Below are 24673 nucleotides of genomic sequence, written 5' to 3'. Positions count from 1 at the left end.
GATCGACTGCCGGTTAGTCGCGGCCCGAAAGCGTCGCGTTCAAGCGCTCCCGGCACGCCCTTTCGGCAGCCTCGCGCAAGGTTCCCGCCTTAATGATTTGGAAGGAGGGGTTTTGGTAACCCCGGGTTGTTGCAAATGGCTGGTGGCGCTCAAAATGTCCGAAGGTCACAACTTGCCCAACCTTGCGATCGGCTACTCCCTGCCGCGGCTGTTCGCGCTGCTGGCAGGCGGCCTGCTGCTGACGCTGCTGTGCGCCACGCTCGCAATCAACTGGCACTATGCCAGGGACGTCACCACGTTCCAGATCGCAATCTGCTATCTCGGTGCAGGGTTTTTCGGCATAGCTTCCTGCAAGGTGCTCTGGACGTTGATCTCGTCGAGGGAGCCGGTCGTCTTCGTCACCCGTGTCGGCATTCGCGACACCAGGATCGCCGATGACACCATTTCCTGGCGATCGGTGCGGGACATCTCGATCTTCCGGTACAGCAGCCAGAAAATCGTGGTGCTTCAGGTCGATCCTCTCGTCGCCGCGCGGTTCGAAGGTGGTTTTCTGAAGCGCGTCCTGACGCTCCTGAACAAGCCGATTGGGGCGGACGGCGTGCTGGTCGCTGGCGGCCTGACCATGGACGGCGAAGTGCTGTTCGAGGCCTGCAAGCAATACTGGACCGCCGGGCGATTGGGCTATACGGCCCGTCCAGAGACGGAACCCCAGCCTGAACCCGTCAATTAGCTCGGTGCCGTAGGGTGGGCAAAGGCGCAACGCGCCGTGCCCACGATTTGTTCGTAAATTGCGAAGTGGTGGGCACGCTACGCTTTGCCCACCCTACCGATGCTTCACCGCAGGCTGGCATTGATCTTGTCCAGCACCGATGAGCCCGGGCACAGCGTGTCCGCTTCCAGCGTGTTGAGCGGCGTCTCGACCGTGTTGAGATGCTCGTGCAGGTCTTCCGCATCGGGATCGACGTAGAGGAGGCCGGTGACGATCTGACCCTTGGCGGCGTGCTTGGCGAGAAAGGTCTGGGCGCCGAGCCGGTCATGCGGATCGTAATCGGCGTCGATCTTGCGCAAAGCGATCCTGCTGCCGTCATGCTGCTCGACCACCTGCACCGTGCCCGGCGCGTAGTCCACGGCGATGGGATCGCGGCCGACCAGCACGTCGAGCCGGTTCACGGCGTCGTTGTGCTCGCGGACATAATCGAAGCTCTTGGTCGAGCCGGCATGGTTGTTGAAGGCGATGCAGGGGCTGATGACGTCGATGAAGGACGCGCCCTTGTGGCCGATCGCCGCCGCAATCAGCGGCACCAGCTGGCTCTTGTCGCCGGAGAACGAGCGCGCAACGAAAGTCGCGCCCAGCTGCAGCGCGATCGCGACGAGGTCGATGGCGTTGTCGGTGTTGGTGACGCCCTTCTTGCTCTTCGAGCCGCGGTCGGCGGTCGCCGAGAACTGGCCCTTGGTCAGGCCATAGACGCCGTTGTTCTCGACGATATAGGTCATGTTGACGCCGCGCCGGATCGAATGCGCGAACTGGCCGAAGCCGATAGAGGCGCTATCGCCGTCGCCGGAGACGCCGAGATAGATCAGGTCCCGGTTGGCGAGGTTGGCACCGGTCAGCACGCTCGGCATGCGGCCGTGCACGGAGTTGAATCCGTGCGAATTGCCGAGGAAGTAGTCCGGCGTCTTCGACGAGCACCCGATGCCTGAGATCTTCGCCACGCGATGCGGCTCGATCGACAGCTCGTAGCAGGCCTCGATGATCGAGGCCGTTATTGAGTCATGGCCGCAGCCGGCGCACAGCGTCGAGATTTTTCCCTCGTAGTCGCGATGCGTGTAGCCGAGCTCGTTCTTCTTCAGGCCCGGATGGTGAAACTTTGGTTTTGCGATGTAGGTCATGCGAGCACCTGCGATCCCAAGGCCGTCATGGCCGGGCTTGTCCCGGCCATCCACGTCTTGGCGGCAAGGAAGGAAGGCGTGGATGCCCGGATCAAGTCCGGGCATGACGACGGAAAGAGCAGCGCCAAAATCATGACACGGCCTTGCGGAGCGGGGTCACCTTGAGGTGATCCTGGTGGTCGCCAATGGCCTTGGCGATGAAGCGGGCGGTGATCGGGGTGCCGTCGTAATGTACGATCGGCACGAGACGGACCGGATCGATGCCGTTCTCGTTGACGATGAGCTGGCGCAGCTGGCTGTCGCGGTTCTGCTCGACCACGTAGACGAAGTCGTGCTCGGCAAGGAAGCTTGCTACGCTGGAGTGGAACGGGAAGGCGCGGATGCGCAGGCGATCGAGCTGATGCCCGCGTGCCTCTAATAGACCAATCGCCTCGTCCATCGCCGGCGAGGTCGAGCCGAAATAGATCACGCCATATTTGGTCGGCCGTTCCGCATTGGCCTGCAGCGGCCGCGGCACGAGGTCCTGCGCGGTCTCGAACTTGCGCACCAGCCGCTGCATGTTGTCGGCATAGACCGATCCTTCCTCGGAATAGCGTGCATAGCGATCACGCGAGGTGCCGCGGGTGAAGTAGGAGCCTTTGGTCGGATGCGTGCCGGGATAGGTGCGGTAGGGGATGCCGTCGCCGTCGACGTCGAGATAGCGGCCGAAGTCGCGGCCTTCCTCCAGCATTTCGGCGGTCATGATCTTGCCGCGGTCATATTGCCTTGCGTCGTCCCACTTCAGCGGGCGGCAGAGCCGGTGATTCATGCCGATGTCGAGATCGAGCATCAGGAAGATCGTGGTCTGGAGCCGCTCGGCGAGATCGAAGGCGGCCGCGGCGAACTCGAAGGCCTCGGCCGGGTCCTCCGGGAACAGCAGCACATGCTTGGTGTCGCCATGCGAGGCATAGGCGCAGGCGATGATGTCGCATTGCTGGGTGCGGGTCGGCATGCCCGTCGAGGGGCCGGCGCGCTGGATGTTCATGATCACGGCCGGAATCTCGGCGAAATAGGAGAGGCCGATGAACTCGGTCATCAGCGAGATGCCGGGGCCCGAGGTCGCGGTGAAGGCCCGTGCGCCGTTCCAGGAGGCGCCGATGACGATGCCGATCGAAGCCAGCTCGTCCTCGCCCTGCACGATCGCGTATTTCGCCTTGCCCGTTTCAGGATCGTGCCGGTACTTCTTGCAATGCGCGGTGAAGGCTTCTGCCACCGAGGATGACGGCGTGATCGGATACCAGGCGCACACCGTCGCGCCGCCATAGACGGCGCCGAGCGCAGCCGCGCTGTTGCCCTCGATGAAGATGCGGTCTCCGACCTTGTCGGACTTCTTCACCCGTAGCCCGATCGGGCATTTCAAATTCTGCAGCGCCCAGTCGCGGCCGAGATGCAGCGCGTGGACGTTGGAGGAGAGCAGCTTCTCCTTGCCCTTGTACTGCTCGCCGATCAGCTGCTCGATCAGCTTCGGGTCCATGTCGAGCAGCGCACTGAGTGCGCCGAGATAGATGATGTTCTTGAACAGCTGGCGCTGGCGCGGATCGGTGTAGGTCGAGTTGGTGATCGCGGTCAGCGGCACGCCGATCACACTGATGTCGTCGCGGAATTTTGTGGACGGCATCGGCTTGGTGGAATCGTAGAACAGGTAGCCGCCGGGCTCGATGCCGGCAACGTCCTTGTCCCAGGTCTGCGGATTCATCGCCACCATCATGTCGACGCCGCCGCGGGCGCCGAGATGGCCGGCTTCGGTGACGCGCACCTCGTACCAGGTCGGCAGGCCCTGGATGTTGGAGGGGAAGATGTTGCGCGGGGACACAGGTACGCCATGGCGCAGGATCGCGCGCGCGAACATCTCGTTGGCGCTGGCCGAACCCGAGCCGTTGACGTTGGCGAAGCGGACGACGAAGTCGTTTACGCTGCTGATCGGCTTTTTGTCGGACATGTCGAACCTGCGTGGGTCATCTCGATGAAATATTTCTGCATGTCCCAGGCGCCGGTGGGACAGCGTTCGGCGCACAGCCCGCAATGCAGGCAGACGTCCTCGTCCTTGACCATGACGCGTCCGGTCTTGAGATCGGACGAGACGTAGAGATCCTGGTCCGGATGCAAGGAGGGCGCCTTCAGGCGATGGCGCAGATCGTCCTCCTCGCCGTTATTGGTGAAAGTGATGCAATCCATCGGGCAGATATCGGCGCAGGCGTCGCACTCGATGCAGAGCGAGGTCGAGAACACCGTCTGCACATCACAGTTCAGGCAGCGATGGGCTTCGCCGAGCGCGAGCTTGACGTCGTAACCGAGCTCGACCTCGGTTTTGATGTCCTTCAGCGCGATCACCTTGTCGCGGTGCGGCACCTTGAAGCGCTTGTCGATGGAGATGTCGTTGTCATAGCTCCATTCGTGGATGCCCATCTTCTGCGAGGAGACATGCACCTCCGGCAGCGGCCGTTCGGTGATGTCCTCGCCTGACAGCATCTTGTGGATCGACAGCGCGGCGTCGTGGCCCTGCGCCACCGCCCAGATGATGTTCTTCGGCCCGAACGCGGCGTCGCCGCCGAAGAACACCTTTGGGTTGGTCGAGGCGAAGGTCTTTGGATCGACCTTCGGCATGTGCCATTTGTCGAACTCGATGCCGCAATCCGGCTCGATCCAGGGGAAGGCGTTCTCCTGGCCGACGGCGACCAGCACGTCGTCGCATTCGAAGGTCTGGTCGGGCTCGCCTGACGGCACGAGATTGCGGCGGCCCTTGGCGTCGTATTCGGCTTTCACCTTCTGGAAGGTGACGCCGGTGAGCTTGCCATTGTCGTGGATGAAGGACACAGGAACCAGGAAGTTGAGGATCGGAATGTCCTCGTGGATCGCGTCCTCCTTCTCCCAGGGCGAGGCCTTCATCTCCTCGAAGCCGGAGCGTACGATCACCTTGACGTCCTCGCCGCCGAGGCGGCGCGCGGTGCGGCAGCAATCCATCGCGGTGTTGCCGCCGCCGAGCACGATCACGCGCTTGCCGATCTTGTCGGTGTGGCCGAACGAGACGGAGGACAGCCAGTCGATGCCGATATGGATATTGCCGGCTGCTTCCTTGCGCCCGGGAATGTCGAGCTCACGGCCGCGCGGCGCGCCGGAGCCGACGAAGATCGCGTCGTATTTCTCCGCAAGCAGTGCCTTCATGCTCTCGATGCGGTGGCCGCCCTTGAACTCGACGCCGAGACCCAGGATGTAGCCGGTCTCCTCGTCGATGACGGAATTGGGCAGGCGGAATTTCGGGATCTGCGTGCGCATCATGCCGCCGGCTTCGGGATCGCTGTCGAACACGGTGCAATGATAGCCGAGCGGCGCGAGATCGCGCGCTACCGTCAACGAGGCCGGGCCACCGCCGACGAAGGCGACGCGCTTGCCGTTCTTCGGCACAGGCTTCGGCAGGCGCTGCTTGATGTCGTCCTTGAAGTCGGCGGCAACGCGCTTCAGGCGGCAGATCGCCACCGGCGTTTCCTCGACACGTCCGCGCCGGCACGCCGGCTCGCACGGACGATCGCAGGTGCGTCCCAGAATTCCGGGAAACACGTTCGATTTCCAATTGATCATGTAGGCGTCGCTGTAGCGGCCTTGCGCGATCAGTCGGATGTATTCGGGAACGGGAGTATGCGCAGGACAGGCCCACTGACAATCGACCACTTTATGAAAGTAGTCGGGGGCCGCGATATCGGTCGGTTTCATTCCTACCCTCGTCCGCGCAGGCTCAAAGACCCGGCGGCCTTTTCTTTGAGCTTGTCGTCGCTTAACGCGCGGCGATCTGGTTTCTGAATGACGTCATTGGGTTAGCTTATTAGAACCGTTCCGAAGTACAACGGCAAATTTTCGCGATCACAGCCTTTCATGGGAGCCAAGCGCGCACAGCATTAACGGCCACGCGCGAGGCGTGCGGTGCAATATAGTGCTCTCTGCACGTCGATGGTCTCGTGCCCCGGACGCAGCGCAGCGCCTCTTCGGCGGTGCGCTGCAGAGCCGGGGCCCACGCATCAGCAAGCGCGTGGCCTGCTGGGTCCCGGCTCTGCGCAGCAACGCTTACGCGTTGCAGCGCGTCCGGGACACGAGAGCAACGTACTTCAACCTTGCCCGATGTCGCTCTTCGCGAGGTCCCACATCAGGCAGTAGGTGCCGACGGAGACGGGCAGGGGGAAGGGCGCGGACGCCGGGCCGGTGAAGCGTTCGGCAATGACGGCCGAGACCGCGCCGACATGCGTGCCGTCGATGAGCACGAACCAGTCGCGCGCGCCTTCGTTACGTTCGGCGGGGATGCCCGCCGTTGCGCCCGACAATTCCGGCTCGCTTTCCAGCAGATGCATCGAGATGATGCCGTCGCGAGTCCCTGGCGCCAGCTTTTCTTGCAGTGCATCACGCCACGCGCCGGCATTGTCGGCGGTGGGGCGCAGCCGCACCAGGCCGAGCGCGGCGCCGCGGCCGGTGCCCCTGCTGATGGTGATGCGCGCGACCACGCGCAGCATGTTCTTGAAATGCGCCATGTTGCGCTTCGACCATTCGGTCTGGTTGGCGAGCGCCTTGCGGTAAGCGGGACTGTCGAGCACATCCAGCGTCTGCGTCGAATACAGCGAGAGATATTTGGGATTGGCGGCATGCGCGACATAGCGCCGCGCTTCCAGGAAGCCCTCGATCGCGACGCGCTCTTCGAGGTGCTCGCGATCGTACCAGCGGTTGAAATCGGCTTCGTTCGCTTCGTCGATGTTCATCGACGTCAGCAGCATGCCCTTTCCGATGAGCGGCATTTTCTTGTTGTCCTTCCTCCGCGCATTAGCGCGCGGCCTTCGAGGCGAGGTCGGCGATCGACTTCATCACCGCGTCCCGCACGCCGGTATCATAGAGCGAATGTCCGGCTTCTTCCACGATCCTGATCTCGGAATCCGGCCAAACTTTCGCGAGCCGCGCGGATGTCTCGGGCGGGCACAGCAGATCGTAGCGGCCCTGCACGATAATGCCGGGAATGCCTTTGAGGCGATCAGCGTTTCGCAACAGCTGGTCTTCGCTCATGAAAGAATTGTTGACAAAATAATGCGCCTCCATGAACGGCGTCGCTGGCAGCGTGCGCCAGACGTTCAGCGAGGCGAGGTCCAGCCGCGTCTTGGCGGGCTTGTGCTCCGACAGAGCGCGCTCGGTGTCGTGCCATGCGCGCGAGGCGGGTCCGTGCACGGCAGGATCGGCATCGAGGATGCGGCGATAATAGGCCGCTACCGGCTGTGTGCGCTCCTCCGGCGGCAGCACGCTCAAAAAATCCTCGTAGAGCGCGGGATAGAACTGCGACAGGCGCGACGTGAAAGCGGTCTCGACTTCTCCTCGCGTGCCCAGAAACGTGGCGCGCAGCGCAATGCCGGAGACGCGCTCGGGATGTGCCTGTGCATAGGCCAGCGCCAGCGTCGCGCCCCAGGAGCCGCCGACCAGCATCCAGCGCGCGATGCCGAATTTTTCGCGGATCTTCTCCATGTCCGCGATCAGATGCGCCGTGGTGTTGTGCTCGCGCGAGCCCTTGGGGCGGCTGCGGCCGCAGCCGCGCTGGTCGAACAGCACCGCATGCATGCGCTCGGGGTCGAACAGCCGGCGGTGATCGGGCTGGCAGCCGGAGCCGGGGCCGCCATGCAGATAGATGGCCGGGATGCCATCAGCGCGGCCGACGCTCTCGACATGGAGCTCGTGGCCGTCGCCGACATCCAGCATCTCTGAGGTCAGCGGGGCAAAAGGATCGGCACGTTTGGCGGCTGTGCCTGCGTCGGCGTCAGGCATCATTCCCGGATTCCAGAGTGCCGCCGGCGAAATTGCGGTAGAGGAAGCGGTTGGTCTCGCCCTCGGCCTCGGCTTCCGCCTGCTTGAAGATGGTTTCGTGCAGCGGCGACAGTGCGCAGGCCGGATCGGTGTTGGCGGCATCGCCCGTCAGCGCAAAGGCCTGGCAGCGGCAGCCGCCGAAATCGATCTCGCGGAATTCGCAAGATTTGCACGGCTCCTTCATCCAGCCGGTGCCGCGATAGCGGTTGAAGGCATCCGAGTTCTGCCAGATCCAGGCGATCGAATGGTTCGAGCGCACCGACAGGAAGTCGAGTCCGGTGATGCTCTCGGCGGCGTGGCAGGGCAGCACCTTGCCGGCGGGAGAGATGTTGAAGAACTGCCGGCCCCAGCCGCCCATGCATTTCTTCGGCCGCAGCGCGTAATAGTCGGGGACGACGTAGTCGATGGTCAGCCGGCCCTTCAGCCGCTCGCGCGCCTCCTCGACGATGGCTGTGCATTCGTCGAGCTGCGCGACCGTCGGCATCAAGGCGGCGCGGTTCTTCAGGGCCCAGCCGTAATACTGGACATTGGCGACCTCGAGCCGGTCTGCGTCGAGATCGATGGACATCTGGATGATATCGGGGAGCTGATGCAAATTCTGCCGGTGCATCACCGCGTTCACGGTGAGCGGCAAGTCCAGCTCGCGGGTCCATTTCGCGACTTCGAGCTTCTTGCGGTGACCGCCCTTGTAGCCGGCGACGCGATCGGCAAGGCCTTCCTCGATGCCCTGGAAAGAGATCTGCACGTGGCAGAGCCCGGCGTCCGCAAGCTCGCCAAGCCGCTCGCGCGTCAGCAGCACGGCCGAGGTGATGAGGTTGGTGTAGAGCCCGACGTCGCTGGCATGCTTCACGAGCTCAACGAGGTCCTTCCGCGCCGTCGGCTCGCCGCCCGAAAAATGCACCTGCAGCACGCCGATCTCGGCGAGCTCGCTCAACACCTTCTTCCACTCGTCTGTGGTCAGCTCCTTGCCCGACCGGTCGAGCTCGACCGGATTGGAGCAATAGGGGCATTGCAGCGGACAGCGATGGGTGATCTCGAGCAGCACGGCGAGCGGAATGCCAAACGTCTCCGCGGTCGAGCGGCTCTTCTCCAGCACCGCAAGGCTGTCGCTGGCGTCGGGCGGAATGGTCGGGAGCACATCGCTCATGGCGTCTTCTCCCTCGCCTCGGTCAAAAAGCCCTTGTCGGCGAGATCCTGCAGCATGACGATGACGTCGGCCAGGATTGCCTCGCGGGGGGCGGCGTATTTCGCCGCGAGCTGGTCGGACACGTCGCCGACACTGCGCTTGCCGTCGCAGAGCTGCAGGACTTCCACCGCGATCTCGTCGGGCGCGAGCACGCGCTCGGGAGCGAGGATCACCCAGACTTTCCGCGTCTCGTCATATTTCAGCTTGGCATGCCGCGGCAGCAGGGGGCGGCTTGCCTCGCTGACGCTGATGTTCCGCGGCCCAGCCATCGCTCTCGTTCCTCAGCTCGCTTTGGGCACGAACGCGCCCGGCGGAATGTTGCCTTCGACATAGGCATGATAGAGCGCGTCGAGTTGCACCCACAACACGTTGGTCTTGAAGATCAGCGCGTTGCACACCTGCGCGCGCTCTTCCGGGGTCCCCGCGTGCGTCCTGACATAATCGAGCGCGAAATTGGCATCGCGCGGCGCCTGCGTCAGGCGGCGCTTGAAGTAGCTCATGATGTCGGGGTTGACGAAATCATAGTGCTGCAACATGCCGGCGATGCGCTCTTCGTGGATGCTCGGCGCGAACAATTCGGTGAGTGAGGAGGCAATCGCCTCCAGCGGGCTCTTCTCACGACAGAAGTGCACGTAAGCCTCGACCGCGAACCGCGTCGCCGGCAGGATGCCCTCGGTGGATTCCACATAGGCCGTGTCGAGGCCGAGGCCTTCGGTCAGCTTCAGCCAGCGTTCGATGCCGCCTTCCGAGCCGACGTCGCCGTCATGGTCCTCGATGCGGTGGCGCCATTCCAGGCGCGTGGCGCGGTCGCGGAAGCGCGAGATCACCACCGCGTCCTTGATCGGGATCGTGCTCTGGTAATAGTAGCGGTTCAGCGCCCAGGCCTGCACCTGGCCCTTGTTCAGCTTGCCGCCGTGCAGCAGCTTATGGAACGGATGCAGGCTGTGATAGCGCGTCGCCCCGATATGGCGCAGCGTCGCCTCCAGTTCCTCGGCCGAGTTGAGGCGGATGTCCTTGCCGATCGAGAGCGCAGTCATTCCAGTCATGTTGACACTCACAGCACGATCTCCGTTCCGTCGGCGGGAATCTGCCAGCCCGCCGCCTCGAGCGTCTTGCGTTCAGGCGTATCGGGCAGCAGCGCCGGGTTCGAGTTATTGATATGCAGAAATATCTTCTTGTCGATCTTGAGATCGGCAAGGCGTGCAATCGCGCCATCGTGACCGGACATCGCGACATGGCCCATGCTCTTGCCGGTCTTGTGGCCGAGCCCGGCCTTGATCATCTCGTCGTCCCGCCACACCGTGCCGTCGAAGAACACCAGCGTCGCGCCGTTGATCTCGGCCTTGAGCGCGTCGGTGACCTCGGCGCAGGCGGCGATGAAGTAGAAACACTTGCCGCTGGCCTTGTCGGTGATCTTCAGCCCCAGCGTATCGCCGTCGCCGCTCTCACCGCCCGGATGAACCTTGCCTTCGAGATACCAGGCCGACTTGCCAGGCACCGCGAACGGCAGCACTTCCAATCCCGATCGCGCGCCATCCGGCAATCGCGGCTCGAACGGCTCGCCGATCCCGATCGGCTGGCGCTTGACGTTCTTCTCGTTCAGCACGTTGAAGATGCTGTTGCTCGCAAGGATCGCCAGCACCTTCTCATGCGCATAGACCGTGAAGGACGAGCCCTCGCGCATCGATAGCAAGCCCGCCACCGCGTCGACTTCGCTGTTGGTCAGGATCACGCCTGCGACGGGCGTATGGCGCAGCGCGCCTGCCTTGGGATGCAGCTGCGGCGTGGCATTCAATTGCTGGCGCAGGTCAGGGGAGGCGTTGATCAGGAACCAATGCTCGCCGTCGCCGCTGAAGGCAACCGAGGCCTGGGTTCTCTGAAGCTCTTGTCCGCGGTGACGCGCCGCCCGACAGCCCTCACACCCGCAATTCCATTGCGGGACTCCGCCGCCAGCCCCGGCGCCCAGGACGACGACGCGAAGCATGTTACGTCTCCTGGAGGCCAATTTCTTAAAGCGAACGTCGCCAGGTGGATATCAGGCCGACACGGTTTCCGTCGTCAGGAAATGGTTCGTGACCCAAATACCCACCTGCGCAGAACGCAAACTCACCAACCGCTTACTTGCGGGTGGCGCTCACATACATGTTGATTTCCATGCCGCAGGGCACTTCGACGATCTTCGGGGCTTTCCAGGCCATTTTGGCTCTCCATATTCGCGAATTCGGACGTATCCGCCCATCTGCTAAGTTACTGCGGGGGGAAAAGTTCGCCAGTGAAATTTTCCCGACCTACGTAGTAGGCCGGTGGAATTGCTGCACTGCAAAGAAGCGCATTGCGGCCGTAAAGATGAGCGAATGACATAGGCAAATCGTCGATAGGTCGTGATCCCTGTCGGGATAAACCAGTTGTGAGTATGGAACGGCTTTCAATCGGTGACAGGCGACCCCATTGGATCAGGCATGCCCAGATATTTCTTCAACACCCGTATCGGCGACGAATTGATCGTGGATCCTGACGGCGAGGACCTGCGCAACCCCGACCGCGCCTGGGAAGTCGCCCGCCAGATGATCCTGGAGGTGGTGAAGTCGGAAGGCGCCCAGCCGGCCCTGATGGAGGCGGTGATCGAGGTCACCGACGATGACGGCGAGATCGTGCTCGAATTCCCCTTCACCGAGGCCCTGCTGGATATCCCGGACCAGTCGGCGACGAGGCATTAGCCGGATCGATCCGCGACGCGGCGGGTGAGGCCCGCGGCCCTTCGCCCCTGCGAAATCCGCATGGCTTTGCCGCGTTCCCGGCGCTAAAAGACGCCGGTCATACGGAGCAAGCCATGCAAGATCTCTGGCGCCTGTCGGCCGCCGACCTCGCTACCCTCGTCAAAACCAAAAAGGTGTCCGCCAAGGAGGCCGCCAAGGCCGGCCTCGCCCGCCTCGACGCCGTCAATCCCCAGCTCAACGCCGTGATCGACCACCGGCCGGAGGACGTGCTCAAGCAGGCCGACGCCGTCGATGCCGCCATTGCTCGGGGCGAGGACCCCGGCGTGCTCGCCGGCGTGCCCGTCACCATCAAGGCCAATGTCGACCAGGAGGGCTTTGCCACCACCAACGGCCTCAAGCTGCAGCGCGATCTGATTGCGCGCGAGGACAATCCCGTCGTCGCGAATTTCCGCAAATCCGGTGCGGTTCTCCTGGGGCGCACCAATTGCCCGGCCTTCTCCTATCGCTGGTTCACCACCAACCTCGTCCATGGTGACACCAAGAACCCCCGCGATGCCTCGCTGACCCCCGGCGGCTCCTCCGGCGGCGCCGGCTCGGCGGTGGCGGCCGGCATCGGCCATATCGCCCACGGCACCGACATCGCCGGCTCGATCCGCTATCCCGCCTATGCCTGCGGCGTCCATGGCCTGCGCCCGACGCTCGGCCGCATCCCCGCCTTCAACCCGGCGCTGCCGGAACGGCCGATCGGACCGCAGATCATGGCGGTCTCGGGCCCGCTGGCCCGCACCGTCAACGACCTCAGGATTTCGCTCGCCGCGATGTCGGCCCGCGACATCCGCGATCCCTGGTATGTGCCGGCGCCGCTGGAAGGTCCAGCGCGCGAGAAGCGCGCCGCGATCTGCCTCAATCCGGATGGGCTCGCGACCAAGGCCGAGGTGAAGGCCGCCGTGACCGACGCCGGCCAGCGCCTCGAGCGCGCCGGCTGGACCGTCGAGCTCATCGAGAACACGCCGCCGATGCGCGAAGCCGTGGAGTGGCAGCGAAAACTCTGGCTCGGCGATGCCTATGAGGCACAGCTGGAGATGGCCGAACGCGAGGGCGATCCCGGCGCGCTGGCGTGCCTGCGCGGTAACCGCGCCAAGGTCACGCCGATGGATCAGGCTGATTATGCCAAGGCGCTGACCCGCCGCGCCACGCTGACCCGCGACTGGATGCTGTTCTTCGAAAAATATGCGGTGGTGCTGACGCCGGTCTCCGGCGAGCTGCCGTTCCCCGATCATCTCGACGTCAAGGACGCTGCCTCCTTCGAGCGCGTCTGGGAAGCGCAGATGCCGCAGATCGCAACGCCCTTCATGGGCCTGCCGGGTCTCGTGGTCTCGACTGGCCTCGTCGGCAAGACGCCGGTTGGCGTGCACATCGTCTCCGGCCGCTATCGCGAAGACCTCTGCCTGCTCGCCGGCGAAGCGATCGAGGCCGGCGGCGTGCCGCCGTCGCCGATCGATCCCGTGGGCTGACCGATGTCCGCGATCTACGACTTCAAGGCCAACTCGCTTGCCGGCGAGGAAGTGTCGATGCGCCGCTTCGAAGGCCAGGTACTGCTGATCGTCAACACCGCGAGCAAATGCGGCTTCACGCCGCAATATCGCGGCCTCGAGGATCTCTACCGCGATCTCTCGCCGCGCGGTTTCTCGGTGCTCGGCTTTCCCTGCAACCAGTTCGGCGCCCAGGAGCCGGGGCAGGCCGCCGAGATCCAGGCGTTCTGCTCCACCAATTATGACGTCACCTTTCCGCTGTTCGCCAAGATCGACGTCAACGGCGCCAACGCGCATCCCCTGTATGAGTATCTGAAACGCCAGCAATCCGGCCTTCTTGGCGCCTCCATCAAATGGAATTTCACCAAATTCCTGGTGGATCGTGCCGGCAAGGTGATCGCGCGCTACGCGCCGACGGCCCGGCCGGAAGGATTGCGGAATCAAATCGAGTCCCTGTTATGAGCGAGACAATCATGAGCGACGAATTTCCCGACCGCCTGTCGGTCGATCCCAATAGCCCCTATTACAACGCGGACATTTTGGCGCGCGACGTCGGCATCCGCTTCAAGGGCATCGAGAAGACCAATGTCGAGGAGTACTGCATCAGCGAAGGCTGGGTCCGCGTCACCGCCGGCAACGCCAAGGACCGCTACGGCAACCCGCTGACCATCAAGGTGCATGGCCCGGTGGAGCCGTATTTCAGGGACAAGAAGTAACGGCGAAGCCGCCATTGCAGTGCCGATCGGAGGCGCAGCGCGTTCAAATGCATATCCGTCACCCTGAGGTGCTCGCCTCTTCGGCGAGTCTCGAAGGGCGACGGCCCGGCTGCACCTCGGCCGTTCATCCTTCGAGGCTCTCCGTGGGACGCCCACGCGTCCCACGGCTCGCACCTCAGGATGACGGGGAGATAGTCCGACGAACTTCCTTTCGACCATCAAAGGCCACCCCATGTCCGTCCGCATCGTCGACGTCCGCGAGATCACCAAGCCGATCTCGTCCCCGATCCGCAACGCCTATATCGATTTCACCAAAATGACGACGAGCCTCGTCGCCGTCGTCACCGACGTCGTCCGCGACGGCAAGCGCGTCGTCGGCTACGGATTCAACTCCAACGGCCGTTACGGGCAGGGCGGCCTGATCCGTGAGCGTTTTGCCTCGCGCATCCTTGAAGCCGATCCGAAGTCGCTGCTGAACGTATCAGGCGACAATCTCGACCCCGACAAGGTCTGGGCCGCGATGATGACCAACGAGAAGCCGGGCGGCCATGGCGAGCGCTCGGTTGCAGTCGGCACCATCGACATGGCGGTGTGGGATGCGGTGGCGAAGATCGCGGGCAAGCCGCTGTTTCGTCTGCTCGCCGAGCGCCACGGCGTCACCGCCAATCCGCGCGTCTTCGTCTACGCCGCCGGCGGCTATTACTATCCCGGCAAGGATCTCTCGATGCTCCGCGGTGAGATGCGCGGCTATCTCGATCGCGGCTATAATGTCGTGAAGATGAAGATCGGCGGCGCGCCAATCGAGGAAGATCGCACCCGCATCGAGGCGGTTCTGAAGGAGATCGGCAAGGACGCGCAGCTCGCGGTCGATGCCAACGGCCGCTTCAATCTGGAAACAGCAATCGCCTACGCAAAAATGCTGCGCGACTATCCGCTGTTCTGGTACGAGGAGGCCGGCGATCCCCTCGACTACGCGCTGCAGGCGGCGCTTGCCGAATTCTATCCCGGTGCGATGGCCACAGGCGAGAATCTCTTCAGCCATCAGGACGCCCGCAATTTGATCCGCTACGGCGGCATGCGCCCCGACCGCGACTGGCTGCAATTCGACTGCGCGCTGTCCTACGGCCTGTGCGAATACCAGCGCACGCTGGAGGTGCTGAAGACCCACGGCTGGTCGCCAAGCCGCTGCATCCCCCACGGCGGGCACCAGATGTCGCTGAACATCGCCGCCGGCCTCGGCTTAGGGGGCAACGAAAGCTATCCCGATTTATTCCAGCCCTATGGCGGCTTCCCCGACGGTATCAGCGTCGTGAACGGCCACATCACCATGCCCGATCTTCCCGGCATCGGCTTCGAAGGCAAGTCCGATCTCTACAAGGAAATGAAGGCGCTGGCGGAGTAGGGGACCGGCGCTGGGTACGATGGCCCGCACCACACTCCGCTGTCATGCCCCGGCCTGACCGGGGCATCCAGCACGCCGCGGCGTGAATTGTGAGAGCGAGCTTTCCAACGCCAGCCTCTGGAATACTGGATCGCCCGGTCAAGCCGGGCGACGACACCGAGGCTGTGGCTAAGATGCCCCCTAAGACAGCCGCATATCCAACAGCCGTCGTCCCTCGCCCTTCAGCAGCTTCTTCACCGCGCTCGACGCCACGACCTCGCCGTCATTGGCATAGGCCTCGTGGTTCTTCTCGATGTCGTCGAGGCGGTAGAGGTAATTGACCATCACGCCGGCGGATTCGCGCATGCCCTTGGGCGAGAGATCGCCGAGCCAGTTGATGCGCTCGAGGCGTGCGCCGTTGCCGAGATGGAAGCGGGCAACGGAATCGATCAGCTTGCCTTTCGGCGTGCGCGCCTTGAGGAAATAGTGGGCCGCGAGCGGCTCGATCACGCCGCGCAGCAGCGTCGTGGTCTCGGGGTTTTCGTACCATTTGGGATCGTCGAGGCGCTTCAGCACCTCGCGGTCCTCCTCCGACAGCGGCAAATCCTTGTCCTGCCTGATCCACTGCATGAAGCCCGGCACTGGCGACAGCGTCACAAACGTGTCGAGCTTCGGCAGCTCGCGGCGCAGCTCTTCCACCACCTGCTTGATAAGGAAGCTGCCGAACGAAATGCCCCCTAAGCCGCGCTGGGTGTTGGAGATCGAGTAGAATACGGCGGTGCGCGCGCGCTCGATCGACAGGTGCTGGCGATCGACCGCAAGCAGCGGGGCGATCGCGCCGGGGATCGTTTCGGTCAGAGCGACCTCGACGAAGATCAAGGGCTCGTCGACCATCGCGGGATGAAAGAAGGCGTAGCAGCGGCGGTCGACGGGGTCGATGCGGCGGCGCAGATCGTCCCAGTCGGAGATCTCATGCACGGCTTCATAGCGGATGATCTTTTCGAGGATGTTGGCCGGGGTCGACCAGTCAATCCGGCGCAGCACGAGAAACCCCCTGTTGAACCACGACGAGAGCAGATGGGAGACGTCGCGATCGAGCGCGGCGAGATCGGTGTGTCCGTTCATCATGCCGAGCAGATCGGCACGCATGGCGACGAGATCGCCGGTGCCGCCGGGCGCGCGGTTGAGGCGGCGGATCAGCTCCTGCCGCCGCGGTTCCGAGGCGAAGTGCAAGGAGCTCGCGTCTTCATCGCTGGGCTTGGCGCGCCATTTCTCGATCGCCCGGGAGAGGCGTTCCCGGTCCGGCCCGAAATCACGCACCAGAGCCTCGAAAAAGGCGCGGCGTCCTGCCGCATCCAGGTCCCGGTAGAGATCGAGCACCTCGCGCGCCATGGCTGTTCCGGAGGCTTCGCCTCGCCCCGACAGCAGCGCTCCGCAGAGCTCGATCAGCCCGTCGGCGTCCCGTTTGGTGTCGGCGGAGTCGCGGCGCAGCAGCGTACGGCCGCGCTCGGAGATGGTGGCGAGCAGGTCGGAGAAGAAGGCGTTGGCCATCTGGGCTTTTTCAGGTCCGGGTTTGTGCGTCGCGGAAGCTTACACGGGATTTAGGCGGAAGCCGATCACAATCAAGCAGGCGATTCCGGCAAGTTTAGCTGGGCCGTGCGTTTCGGGAAGGCCGGCATACTCGGGCGAGGGCGTTGCTGTGGCGGGAATGCTCATCCCAAGACGCGCTGTCATGCCTCGGCTTGACCGGGGCATCCGGTACGCCGCGGCTTCTCGAGTCTAGCCTCGCCGGCTCGGAGTACTGGCTAGCCCGGTCAAGCCGGGCGATGACACCGAGTGTGTGGCAAACTCCGTCGGCGTCCGGCCCGTCACCTGCCGGAACGCGGCCGAGAACGCCGGCACGCTGGCATAGCCGAGCTGTGTCGCGAGCTGCTTCACCGAGACATTCGCATCCGTCGATATCAGCTGGATCGCCGCTGCAATCCTGGCGCGCTGGCACCAGCTCTTGAAGCTCAGCTGCGTCTCGCTCGAAAACAGCCGCGACAATGTCCGCGCGGAAGTGCCGACCTCGCGCGCCAAGCTGTCGATGTCGTGCAGGCCGGTGGGATCGTCGAGCACCATCATCGCGGCGCGGCGGCAGCGCACTTCGTGCGGCAACGGCACGAAGGTCGCGGAATCCTCGGCCTGGTGCAATTCCAGCATCACGAGGCGCACCAAAAGCCCGGTGCGCTCCTCGGTGTTGCGCACGTCGAACAGCGCCAGGATCGCCTGGTTGAGCAGCGGCGACACCCGCACCACGAATTCCCTGGTCAGTCCGGCATAGCGCTGTTCGCGCTTCAGCCAGGCGAGGTCGAAATACAGCGTGCGCATCTCGATGTCGGCGAGCAGGTCGAGCGAATGATCGAGTCCGGCCGGCACCCACACCGCGCGGTCCGGCGGCACCAGCCAGCGCCCGCCGGGCGTCGTTACCTGCATGGTGCCCTTGGCGGCATAGATCAGCTGCGCCTCGCGATGCATGTGCGGATCGATCCGCATGCCCTTGGGATAGTCGCGCGCAACCAGATGCACGCCCGCGGGCGAGAGATGGTTGCTCCGGACCTCCCGGAGGATTGGCGTTTCCAAGATAGTCATTGGCAGCATCCCGTCATGAGTCCGACATATAACTCATTTCGAAGCAGGAGAGGATTCGCATGAACAGCCCCAACCGGGTCATCAGTTTCGTCAACGCGGGCCATTTCATCGACCATTATGCGATGCTGATCTTCGCCGCCGCCGTGATCATCATGGGGCCGGCGCTCGGCATGGCCTATTCGGAACTCTTGCCCTACGCGACGCCGGGGTTCGTGGCGTTCGGTGCCGGCTCGCTCGTCACCGGCTGGCTCGGCGACCGCTGGAGCCGCCGCCACATGATGGTGATCTTCTTCGTCGGCATTGGGCTGTCCATGATCTCGGTCGGCTTCGTCCAGACCCCGGCGCAGCTCGGTGCCGCGCTGCTCGCGATCGGCATTTTCGCCTCGATCTATCATCCCGTCGGCACCGCCATGATCGTGTCCTATGCCGACCGGCTCGGCCGCGAGATGGGCATCAACGGCGTCTGGGGCAATCTCGGCGTCGCCTCCTCCGCGCTGGTGACGGGTGTCATCGGCCAATATCTCGGTTGGCGTTTTGCCTTCATCGTCCCCGGCGTGGTCACCATCCTGATCGGCATCGCCTTTGCGATCAGCATCGTGCATGAGGACCGCAAGGGCGCGAAGCAGGCGGCAGCGCAGGCGCGCGTGGCGAAGAAGGACATGTGGCGCGTGGTGCTATCGCTGCTGATCGTCGTGATCGCGATCTCGACCACGTTCAACGCCGTCACCGTTGCGCTGCCAAAACTGTTCGCGGAACGGCTCGCCGATCTCACCAAAAGCCCGGCGCTGCTCGGCGTCATCGCGGCCTGCGTCTATGTGTTCGGCGCCATGACGCAGTACACAATCGGCCGGCTGCTCGATCGCTATTCGCTCAAGACGGTGGCACTGCCGCTCTCCTTCATGCTGGCGCCGTTCCTATATCTTGCCGCGAGCCTGAACAATCTGCCGCTGATCCTGGTCTCGATCGGCATCGTCATGGGCGCGTTCGGACAGGTCACGGTCAACGACGCCATGGTCGGCAAATACACCAGCGAGGAATGGCGCTCGCGCGCCTACGCCGTGCGCTATTTCATCGGCTTCACCGCGGCCGGCGCCTCGGTCGGCCTCGTCGCCTGGCTCTACGAGCAGGGCGGCTTCGTGACGATGCTGCACGCCTTCGCCGGCTTGTGCCTGCTCGCGATCGCCGCCGCCATCATCCTGCCTCGCGAGATCCGGATGCCGGCGGCGGCGTGATCTCGTCATTGCGAGGAGCGTAGCGACGAAGCAATCCAGGCTGTCTCCGCGGAGGGATTCTGGATTGCTTCCGCCTACGCCAAGGCTTCGGCGGACAAGTCGCTGCGCCCGCAATGATGGGGAGGAGAGGGTTCAGCCTGCCTCCGCCGCAGGCTTTGCCTTCGGCGCCTTCTTGCTCGCCCGCCAGTTCTCGAAGCGTTGCACCACCACGAAGAAGGCCGGCACGAACAGCACCGCAAGGCAGGTCGAGGCCAGCATGCCCGAGAACACCGTGATGCCGATCGACTTGCGCGCGCTGGCGCCGGCGCCGGTCGCGAGCACCAGGGGCACGACGCCGAGGATGAAGGCGAACGACGTCATCAGGATCGGGCGGAAGCGGGCGCGTGCCGCCTCGATTGCGGATTCCAGCACCGGCTTGCCGTCGCGGCCGTGCAGCTCGAGCCCGACCTCGACGATCAGGATCGCGTTCTTGGCCGACAGCGCGATCAGGAGAATCAGGCCGATCTGGCAATAGAGGTTGTTGTCGATCTTCAAGCCATTGAGGATCAGCGTCGGCCCGAGCAGCGACAGCGGCACCGCGAGGATCACCGAGATCGGTGCGTACCAGCTCTCGTACTGGCCGGCGAGCACGAGATAGACCAGCAGCATGGCGAGGCCGAACACCCAGTAGATCTGGTTCGAGACCGCCTTCTCCTGGTAGGACATCGCGGTCCATTCATAGCCGGTGCCCTGCGGCAGCGTCTTGTCCGCGATCTGCTCCATTAAGCTCAAGGACTGGCCGGACGAATAGCCCTGCGCCGGCAGGCCGATCACGGTCGAGGAGGGATAGAGATTGTAGAGGCTGATCAGCGACGGTCCGGTCGCCGGCGTGATCGTTGCGACGGTGCCGATCGGGATCATGTCGCCGTTCGAGTTGCGCACCTGCATGTTGGCGATGTCGCGCTCGGTGACGCGGAAGGCGGGATCGGCCTGCGTATAGACCTGGAACACGCGGCCGAACTTGTTGAACTGGTTGACATAGGACGAGCCGAGATAGGTCGACAGTGCCGCGAACACCTGATCGGTGGTGACGTGCAGCGTCTGCGTCTTGATGCGGTCGATCTCGACGTTGAATTGCGGCACCGAGGAGCGGAACGAGGACTGCACGCGCTGCAGCGCGCTCTGGCTCTGGCCGTTGGAGACGAGAGCTGCCGTGATCGCCTGCAGCTTGGCGAAATCGCTGTTGCCGTCGCGCAGCTCGACCTGCATCGAGAAGCCGGCGGCGTTGCCGATGCCTTGAATGGGCGGCGGCGGCAGCACGATCGTGCGCGCCTCCATGATCACGGCGAGCTTGTCGTTGAGCCCGTAGACCAGCGAGCGCAGATCCTCGCCCGGGCCCTTGCGCGCCTCCCAGTCCTTCAGGATGATATAGGCGACGCCGGCATTGGCGAGGCTGGCGCTGCTGTCGAGCGCGGAGATGCCGGCGATGGTGATGACCTGCTGGACGCCGGGCGTGTCCTTGATGATCTCGCTGGCGCGGTCGAGCACCTTCTGGGTCCGTTCCAGCGAGGCGCCGTCGGGCAGCTGGATCGCCGCGATCAGATAGCCCTGATCCTCGATCGGAAGGAAGCCGGTCGGCACCCGCGACAGGCCATAGCCGCTGATCCCGATAACGACCAGCGCGAATGCGACCGAGATGGTGGCGTGCTTGACCAGGAAGGTGATCAGTCGCGTGTAGCCGCGCTCGACCCGGTTATAGACGTTGTTGAAGCCGCGATAGAAGAAGTTGCGCTGCTCCGGCGGCACCGCCGGCCGCAGCCACAGCGCGCATTGCGTCGGCTTCAGCGTCGCGGCGTTGATGGCGGACAGCAGCGCGGTGGCCGCGATCACCAGCGCGAATTGCGAGTAGATGCGGCCCGTGAGTCCCGCGAGGAACGAGGCCGGCAGGAAGACCGAGATGAGCACCAGCGTAATGCCGACGATCGGCGCGAACAGCTGGTCCATCGCCCTGATCGCGGCGTCGTGGCCGTTCATGCCCTGCTCGATATTGTGCGCGGCGCCTTCCACCACGACGATGGCGTCGTCGACGACGATGCCGATCGCGAGCACAATTGCGAACAGCGTCGACATGTTGATGGTGAAGCCGAGCGCCGCCATCGCGGCGAAGGCGCCGATGATGGTGACCGGCACGGTCGTTGCCGGTACCAGCATCGCGCGCCAGTCCTGCAGGAACACCAGGATCACGACCAGCACCAGGAGGCCGGCCTCGATCAGCGTCATGTAGACCTCGTGCACCGAGGCCTCGACGAATTTGGTGGTGTCGAACGGCGTGTCGTATTTGATGCCTTCGGGAAAACGCTTGGCGAGCTCGACCATCTTCTTCTCGACGGCCTGCTCGACCTCGAGCGCGTTGGCGCCGGGCGACTGGAATACGCCGATGCCCACCGCGGGCTGCTTGTTCAGCGAGAAGATCTGGCTGTAGGTCTGCGCGCCGAGCTCGACCCAGCCGACGTCGCGCACGCGCGTGACATCGCCGCTCGTGCCCGTCTTGACGATGATGTTCTCGAACTGGCTGGTGTCGTCGAGCCGTCCATTGACGTTGAGCGTGTACTGAAACGCCTGGCCCGGCGGCGTCGGCGGTGCGCCGACCTGGCCGGCCGAGACCTGCTGACTTTGTTGCTGGATCGCGTTGATGACGTCCTGCGGCACGAGACCGCGGGCCTGCAGCTTGTTCGGGTCCAGCCAGATCCGCATCGAATACTGGCCGGCGCCGAACACGGTGACGTTGCCGACGCCGGGCAGGCGCGAGAGCTCGTCGCGGATGTTGATGGTGGCGTAGTTGCTCAGGTAAAGGCTGTCGTACTTCTTGTCCGGCGAGGTCAGCGTCACGAACAGCAGGATCGAGGTCGACTTCTTCTGGACGGTGACGCCCTGGTTCTGCACCGATTGCGGCAATTGCGACAGCGCGCTGGAGACGCGGTTCTGCACCAGCACTTGCGCGAAGTTGAGATCGGTGCCGATCTTGAAGGTGACGGTCAGCGTATAGGTGCCATCGGAGGCGCTGTAGGACTGCATGTAGAGCATGTCCTCGACGCCGTTGACCTGCTGCTCGATCGGGAGGGCCACCGTGTCGATCACGGTCTTGGCGCTGGCGCCGGGATAGCGCGTGGTGACCTGCACGGTCGGCGGCACAACGTCGGGATATTGCGCGATCGCAAGGTTGAACAGCGCGACGCCGCCGATCAGGATCATCAGGAGCGCGATGACGTTCGAGAGGACCGGCCGCTCGATGAAGAATTTTGAGATCATGGCCGGCTCCTTACTTGGCCGACGCCTGAGGCTGCTCGATCTTCGTCACCTGTGGGTCGACCTTCTGGCCCGGGATCACGCGCAGGAGGCCGGCGGTCACCACGCGGTCATCGGGCTTCAGGCCGCTCTCGATCACGCGCAGGCCGTTGTCGCCGGGGCCGATCTGCACCTTGCGCTGCTCGACCACATTGTCGCCGTTGACAATGAGGAGATAGCGGCCGCCCTGGTCGCTGCCGAGTGCGGTGTCGGGAACGAGGAGCGCGTCCTTTTCCTGGGTGAAGGGCACGCGAACGCGGACGAAATAGCCGGGCAGCAGCACCCGCTTGTCGTTCGGCACGAGACCGCGCACCGCGAGCGTGCCGGTCGACTGGTTGATGGTGGGCGAGACGTAGTCGAGCTTGCCATCGTGCGGATAGCCGGTCTCGGTCTGGAGGCCCACTTGAATCGGGAATTGCTTCATGTCGGCGGTGGTGAGCCCGCGGCGCGCGGCTTCGGCACGGATGCGCAGCACGTCCTGTTCGTTGACGGTGAAGTTCACATAGATCGGGTCCATCGCGACGATGGTCGCGAGCTGGGTCGGGGAGGAGACGCCGACCAGCTCGCCGACCGAGACCATGTGGGCGCTGACGATGCCGTCGAACGGCGCGGTCACCTTGGTGTAGCCGTAATTGACCTCGGCGAGGCGGGTGTTGGCCTGGGCCTGCTGGAGATTGGCCTGCGCGTTGTCGCGCGTCGATGTCGAGGTATCGAGCGTGGCCTGCGAGACCGCCTGGCGCTGCACCAGCTCGGCCTGCCGCTTGTAGTCTGCCTCCGCCTGCCGCAGCGAGGCCTGCGCGCCAGCCTCGGCGGCCTGCGCCTGCTCGAGCTTGAGCTTGTAGGTCTCCGGCTCGATCGTGAACAGCTGGGTGCCCTGCTTGACGAAGCTGCCGTCCTGATAATCCTGCGATTGCAGAAAGCCCTGCACGCGCGCGACGAGATCGACATTCTTGATCGGCGCGGTGTTGCCGGTGGCCTCGACATAGCGGGTGACCGGGCGCTGCACCGGCGTTGCCACATCCACTTTCGGCGGCGGCGGGGCGACATAGGCATTCTTGTCTTCGCAGCCGGCGAGGACGGCCATTGCCGCCAAGGCGGTCAGCGCTCCTCCGATCCGGCTCCACTCTCCATTGCGATGGGCGAGAGATGCGGGATTCGCTGAGATCATTCGGTGGCCCCCGATTGCGGTGTGTCGGTGCGGCAGGCTATCAACAAACGCATGGCCGTGGAACACCATAGCCATGGTAGTCTGTCGCCTTGCACTGCAAACTGCGGCGTGGCCTCTGACAGGTTTGTCACGACAAACCGCTTTTCATCGCGTGCCTGATCAACCACAATTGTGTCAAAGGCCGCGTGACGGAGACGATGTGGCCCGGAAGAAGAAAAGCGAGGAGAACATGACATGTCCACGTCCCTCCACACGGCCCTTGCCGGCCTCGTCCTCGCAGCGGCCCTCGCCATGCCTGCACTAGCCGATGGTTTGAAGGACGAGATCGCACCGACCGGCAAGCTGCGGGTCGCGATCGCGATCAGCCCGGCCGGCGGCGCGTTCTGGTCGACCAAGACCGAGGCAGGCTATGCCGGTGTGCCCGTCGACCTCGGCAAGGAGATGGCGGCGCAACTGGGCGTGGGCGTCGAATATGTCGTGCATCAGAATTCCGGGCAGATCACCGATGCGGCGAACAAGGGGACGTGGGACGTCGCTTGGCTGCCCAAGGATCCCGAGCGGGAGACCAAGATGCTGTTCGGCCCGATCTACGAAGTCGCGGACGCCACCTACATCGTCAAGGCCGGATCGACCATCACCAATTTTGCCACGCTCGACCAGGCGGGCATCAAAGTCGCCGCCGTCAACGCCACAACGACCATGCGCGGCGCGCAGGCGCATCTGAAGAACGCGAAGGTCACGGGTTATCAGACCTATGACGAGATATTCGGCCTCCTCAAGAGCGGTGAGATCGACGCCTTCGCGCTGTCGCGCGACCAACTCAACAAGATGGCGCAGAAGATTCCGGGGACCAGGGTGCTGGACGAAACCTTCAAGAAGACGGTGACGGCCGTTGCCGTGCCGCTCGGCCACGGCCGGTCGCTGGCGTTCGCCAGCAAGTTCATGAACGAGGCGGTGACGAACGGCACCTTGCGCAAGGCCTATGACAACAACGGCCTGAAGGACACGCCGATCCGCACGGAGTAGCGGCCGGC

Annotated in this window: 22 protein-coding genes; 8 read left to right on the top strand and 14 right to left on the bottom strand. The window is 64.1% G+C overall.

Translation table 11 applies throughout. The annotated features are described in order from the left end of the window. The first annotated feature begins 154 nt into the window (after nt 1–154). Entirely contained in the window at nt 155–730 is a 576-nt protein-coding gene (locus tag HYH08_RS21490; protein WP_220011811.1) for an STM3941 family protein, read from the top strand. Nucleotides 731–834: 104 nt separating this feature from the next. Here the strand turns inward: HYH08_RS21490 and HYH08_RS21485 are convergent, their stop codons facing one another. From HYH08_RS21485 to pqqA, 10 genes are all read right to left on the bottom strand, one after another. After that, nucleotides 835–1890, bottom strand: a complete 1056-nt coding sequence (locus HYH08_RS21485; protein WP_220011810.1) for a 2-oxoacid:ferredoxin oxidoreductase subunit beta — start codon at nt 1888–1890, stop codon at nt 835–837. Nucleotides 1891–2020: 130 nt separating this feature from the next. Beyond that, nucleotides 2021–3868: a 2-oxoacid:acceptor oxidoreductase subunit alpha gene (locus HYH08_RS21480; RefSeq protein ID WP_220011809.1), complete on the bottom strand. Its 1848-nt coding sequence runs from the start codon at nt 3866–3868 to the stop codon at nt 2021–2023. Further along, on the bottom strand, nt 3838–5637 hold the full coding sequence (locus HYH08_RS21475) for an FAD-dependent oxidoreductase (RefSeq protein ID WP_220011808.1): 1800 nt from the start codon (nt 5635–5637) through the stop codon (nt 3838–3840). The genes HYH08_RS21480 and HYH08_RS21475 overlap by 31 nt, the downstream gene beginning before the upstream one ends. A 389-nt stretch (nt 5638–6026) precedes the next feature. Further along, the gene (locus HYH08_RS21470; RefSeq protein ID WP_220011807.1) at nt 6027–6704 is read right to left on the bottom strand and encodes a DUF4286 family protein; all 678 of its coding nucleotides are present in this window, start codon (nt 6702–6704) and stop codon (nt 6027–6029) included. A gap of 25 nt (nt 6705–6729) precedes the next feature. Then, nucleotides 6730–7716, bottom strand: a complete 987-nt coding sequence (gene pip / locus HYH08_RS21465; RefSeq protein ID WP_220011806.1) for a prolyl aminopeptidase — start codon at nt 7714–7716, stop codon at nt 6730–6732. Beyond that, the gene (gene pqqE / locus HYH08_RS21460) at nt 7706–8899 is read right to left on the bottom strand and encodes a pyrroloquinoline quinone biosynthesis protein PqqE (protein WP_220011805.1); all 1194 of its coding nucleotides are present in this window, start codon (nt 8897–8899) and stop codon (nt 7706–7708) included. The genes pip and pqqE overlap by 11 nt, the downstream gene beginning before the upstream one ends. After that, nucleotides 8896–9207, bottom strand: coding sequence for a pyrroloquinoline quinone biosynthesis peptide chaperone PqqD (gene pqqD, locus HYH08_RS21455; protein WP_220011804.1), 312 nt, complete (start codon nt 9205–9207; stop codon nt 8896–8898). Before pqqD ends, pqqE begins: the two co-directional genes overlap by 4 nt. Before the next feature lie 12 nt (nt 9208–9219). Beyond that, nucleotides 9220–9975, bottom strand: a complete 756-nt coding sequence (gene pqqC / locus HYH08_RS21450) for a pyrroloquinoline-quinone synthase PqqC (RefSeq protein ID WP_220011939.1) — start codon at nt 9973–9975, stop codon at nt 9220–9222. Nucleotides 9976–9992: 17 nt separating this feature from the next. Then, complete coding sequence (gene pqqB, locus HYH08_RS21445) at nt 9993–10922, bottom strand: pyrroloquinoline quinone biosynthesis protein PqqB (protein ID WP_220011803.1); 930 nt, start codon at nt 10920–10922, stop codon at nt 9993–9995. A gap of 133 nt (nt 10923–11055) precedes the next feature. Further along, nucleotides 11056–11136: a pyrroloquinoline quinone precursor peptide PqqA gene (gene pqqA / locus HYH08_RS21440; protein WP_007595659.1), complete on the bottom strand. Its 81-nt coding sequence runs from the start codon at nt 11134–11136 to the stop codon at nt 11056–11058. Nucleotides 11137–11397: 261 nt separating this feature from the next. Here pqqA and HYH08_RS21435 point away from each other — a divergent pair, with 261 nt between their 5' ends. The 5 genes from HYH08_RS21435 (at nt 11398) to tarD (ending at nt 15305) form a co-directional block, all read left to right on the top strand. Further along, a complete protein-coding gene (locus HYH08_RS21435) occupies nt 11398–11655 on the top strand; it encodes a DUF6894 family protein (RefSeq protein WP_063981427.1) in 258 nt (85 codons plus the stop codon). A gap of 113 nt (nt 11656–11768) precedes the next feature. Next, complete coding sequence (locus tag HYH08_RS21430) at nt 11769–13169, top strand: amidase family protein (protein ID WP_220011802.1); 1401 nt, start codon at nt 11769–11771, stop codon at nt 13167–13169. 3 nt (nt 13170–13172) lie between these two features. After that, the gene (locus HYH08_RS21425; protein ID WP_220011801.1) at nt 13173–13649 is read left to right on the top strand and encodes a glutathione peroxidase; all 477 of its coding nucleotides are present in this window, start codon (nt 13173–13175) and stop codon (nt 13647–13649) included. Then, on the top strand, nt 13646–13903 hold the full coding sequence (locus HYH08_RS21420; protein WP_027548492.1) for a DUF3297 family protein: 258 nt from the start codon (nt 13646–13648) through the stop codon (nt 13901–13903). Before HYH08_RS21425 ends, HYH08_RS21420 begins: the two co-directional genes overlap by 4 nt. A 232-nt stretch (nt 13904–14135) precedes the next feature. After that, entirely contained in the window at nt 14136–15305 is a 1170-nt protein-coding gene (gene tarD, locus HYH08_RS21415) for a D(-)-tartrate dehydratase (protein ID WP_220011800.1), read from the top strand. A gap of 180 nt (nt 15306–15485) precedes the next feature. Here tarD and HYH08_RS21410 read toward each other — a convergent pair whose 3' ends face one another. Both HYH08_RS21410 and HYH08_RS21405 read right to left on the bottom strand, forming a co-directional pair. Next, nucleotides 15486–16835 (bottom strand): malonyl-CoA decarboxylase, encoded by a 1350-nt coding sequence (locus HYH08_RS21410; protein ID WP_220011799.1) that lies wholly within the window; start codon nt 16833–16835, stop codon nt 15486–15488. Between the two features lie 228 nt (nt 16836–17063). Next, the gene (locus HYH08_RS21405) at nt 17064–17915 is read right to left on the bottom strand and encodes an AraC family transcriptional regulator (protein ID WP_220011798.1); all 852 of its coding nucleotides are present in this window, start codon (nt 17913–17915) and stop codon (nt 17064–17066) included. Nucleotides 17916–17974: 59 nt separating this feature from the next. On the opposite strand from HYH08_RS21405, the gene HYH08_RS21400 reads away from it, so the two are divergent. Next, the gene (locus HYH08_RS21400) at nt 17975–19147 is read left to right on the top strand and encodes an MFS transporter (protein WP_220011797.1); all 1173 of its coding nucleotides are present in this window, start codon (nt 17975–17977) and stop codon (nt 19145–19147) included. 132 nt (nt 19148–19279) lie between these two features. Here the strand turns inward: HYH08_RS21400 and HYH08_RS21395 are convergent, their stop codons facing one another. Then, nucleotides 19280–22435: an efflux RND transporter permease subunit gene (locus tag HYH08_RS21395; RefSeq protein ID WP_220011796.1), complete on the bottom strand. Its 3156-nt coding sequence runs from the start codon at nt 22433–22435 to the stop codon at nt 19280–19282. Between the two features lie 10 nt (nt 22436–22445). Continuing rightward, nucleotides 22446–23639, bottom strand: coding sequence for an efflux RND transporter periplasmic adaptor subunit (locus HYH08_RS21390; protein WP_220011795.1), 1194 nt, complete (start codon nt 23637–23639; stop codon nt 22446–22448). Nucleotides 23640–23873: 234 nt separating this feature from the next. On the opposite strand from HYH08_RS21390, the gene HYH08_RS21385 reads away from it, so the two are divergent. Then, nucleotides 23874–24665 carry an ABC transporter substrate-binding protein gene (locus tag HYH08_RS21385; protein WP_220011794.1) on the top strand — a complete coding sequence of 264 codons (792 nt, stop codon included), beginning with the start codon at nt 23874–23876 and terminating at the stop codon, nt 24663–24665. The last annotated feature ends 8 nt before the right edge of the window (nt 24666–24673 follow it).

Origin of the sequence: Bradyrhizobium sp. BR 10289 (assembly GCF_019455385.1) — a bacterium.
GTDB lineage: Bacteria > Pseudomonadota > Alphaproteobacteria > Rhizobiales > Xanthobacteraceae > Bradyrhizobium.
The sequence above is the reverse complement of the archived record's forward strand: the minus strand, read 5'-3'. Positions and strand labels throughout refer to the sequence as shown.

Coding starts and splice junctions, on each gene's coding strand:
- HYH08_RS21435 (WP_063981427.1), top strand. CDS start 11,398: ATGCCCAGATATTTCTTCAACACCCGTATCGGCGACGAATTGATCGTG.
- HYH08_RS21480 (WP_220011809.1), bottom strand. CDS start 3,868: ATGTCCGACAAAAAGCCGATCAGCAGCGTAAACGACTTCGTCGTCCGC.
- HYH08_RS21430 (WP_220011802.1), top strand. CDS start 11,769: ATGCAAGATCTCTGGCGCCTGTCGGCCGCCGACCTCGCTACCCTCGTC.
- HYH08_RS21420 (WP_027548492.1), top strand. CDS start 13,646: ATGAGCGAGACAATCATGAGCGACGAATTTCCCGACCGCCTGTCGGTC.
- HYH08_RS21475 (WP_220011808.1), bottom strand. CDS start 5,637: ATGAAACCGACCGATATCGCGGCCCCCGACTACTTTCATAAAGTGGTC.
- pqqC (WP_220011939.1), bottom strand. CDS start 9,975: ATGACTGCGCTCTCGATCGGCAAGGACATCCGCCTCAACTCGGCCGAG.
- HYH08_RS21490 (WP_220011811.1), top strand. CDS start 155: ATGTCCGAAGGTCACAACTTGCCCAACCTTGCGATCGGCTACTCCCTG.
- HYH08_RS21390 (WP_220011795.1), bottom strand. CDS start 23,639: ATGATCTCAGCGAATCCCGCATCTCTCGCCCATCGCAATGGAGAGTGG.
- HYH08_RS21405 (WP_220011798.1), bottom strand. CDS start 17,915: ATGACTATCTTGGAAACGCCAATCCTCCGGGAGGTCCGGAGCAACCAT.
- HYH08_RS21425 (WP_220011801.1), top strand. CDS start 13,173: ATGTCCGCGATCTACGACTTCAAGGCCAACTCGCTTGCCGGCGAGGAA.
- pqqD (WP_220011804.1), bottom strand. CDS start 9,207: ATGGCTGGGCCGCGGAACATCAGCGTCAGCGAGGCAAGCCGCCCCCTG.
- pqqB (WP_220011803.1), bottom strand. CDS start 10,922: ATGCTTCGCGTCGTCGTCCTGGGCGCCGGGGCTGGCGGCGGAGTCCCG.
- HYH08_RS21385 (WP_220011794.1), top strand. CDS start 23,874: ATGTCCACGTCCCTCCACACGGCCCTTGCCGGCCTCGTCCTCGCAGCG.
- tarD (WP_220011800.1), top strand. CDS start 14,136: ATGTCCGTCCGCATCGTCGACGTCCGCGAGATCACCAAGCCGATCTCG.
- HYH08_RS21470 (WP_220011807.1), bottom strand. CDS start 6,704: ATGCCGCTCATCGGAAAGGGCATGCTGCTGACGTCGATGAACATCGAC.
- pip (WP_220011806.1), bottom strand. CDS start 7,716: ATGATGCCTGACGCCGACGCAGGCACAGCCGCCAAACGTGCCGATCCT.
- HYH08_RS21400 (WP_220011797.1), top strand. CDS start 17,975: ATGAACAGCCCCAACCGGGTCATCAGTTTCGTCAACGCGGGCCATTTC.
- HYH08_RS21485 (WP_220011810.1), bottom strand. CDS start 1,890: ATGACCTACATCGCAAAACCAAAGTTTCACCATCCGGGCCTGAAGAAG.
- HYH08_RS21410 (WP_220011799.1), bottom strand. CDS start 16,835: ATGGCCAACGCCTTCTTCTCCGACCTGCTCGCCACCATCTCCGAGCGC.
- pqqE (WP_220011805.1), bottom strand. CDS start 8,899: ATGAGCGATGTGCTCCCGACCATTCCGCCCGACGCCAGCGACAGCCTT.
- pqqA (WP_007595659.1), bottom strand. CDS start 11,136: ATGGCCTGGAAAGCCCCGAAGATCGTCGAAGTGCCCTGCGGCATGGAA.
- HYH08_RS21395 (WP_220011796.1), bottom strand. CDS start 22,435: ATGATCTCAAAATTCTTCATCGAGCGGCCGGTCCTCTCGAACGTCATC.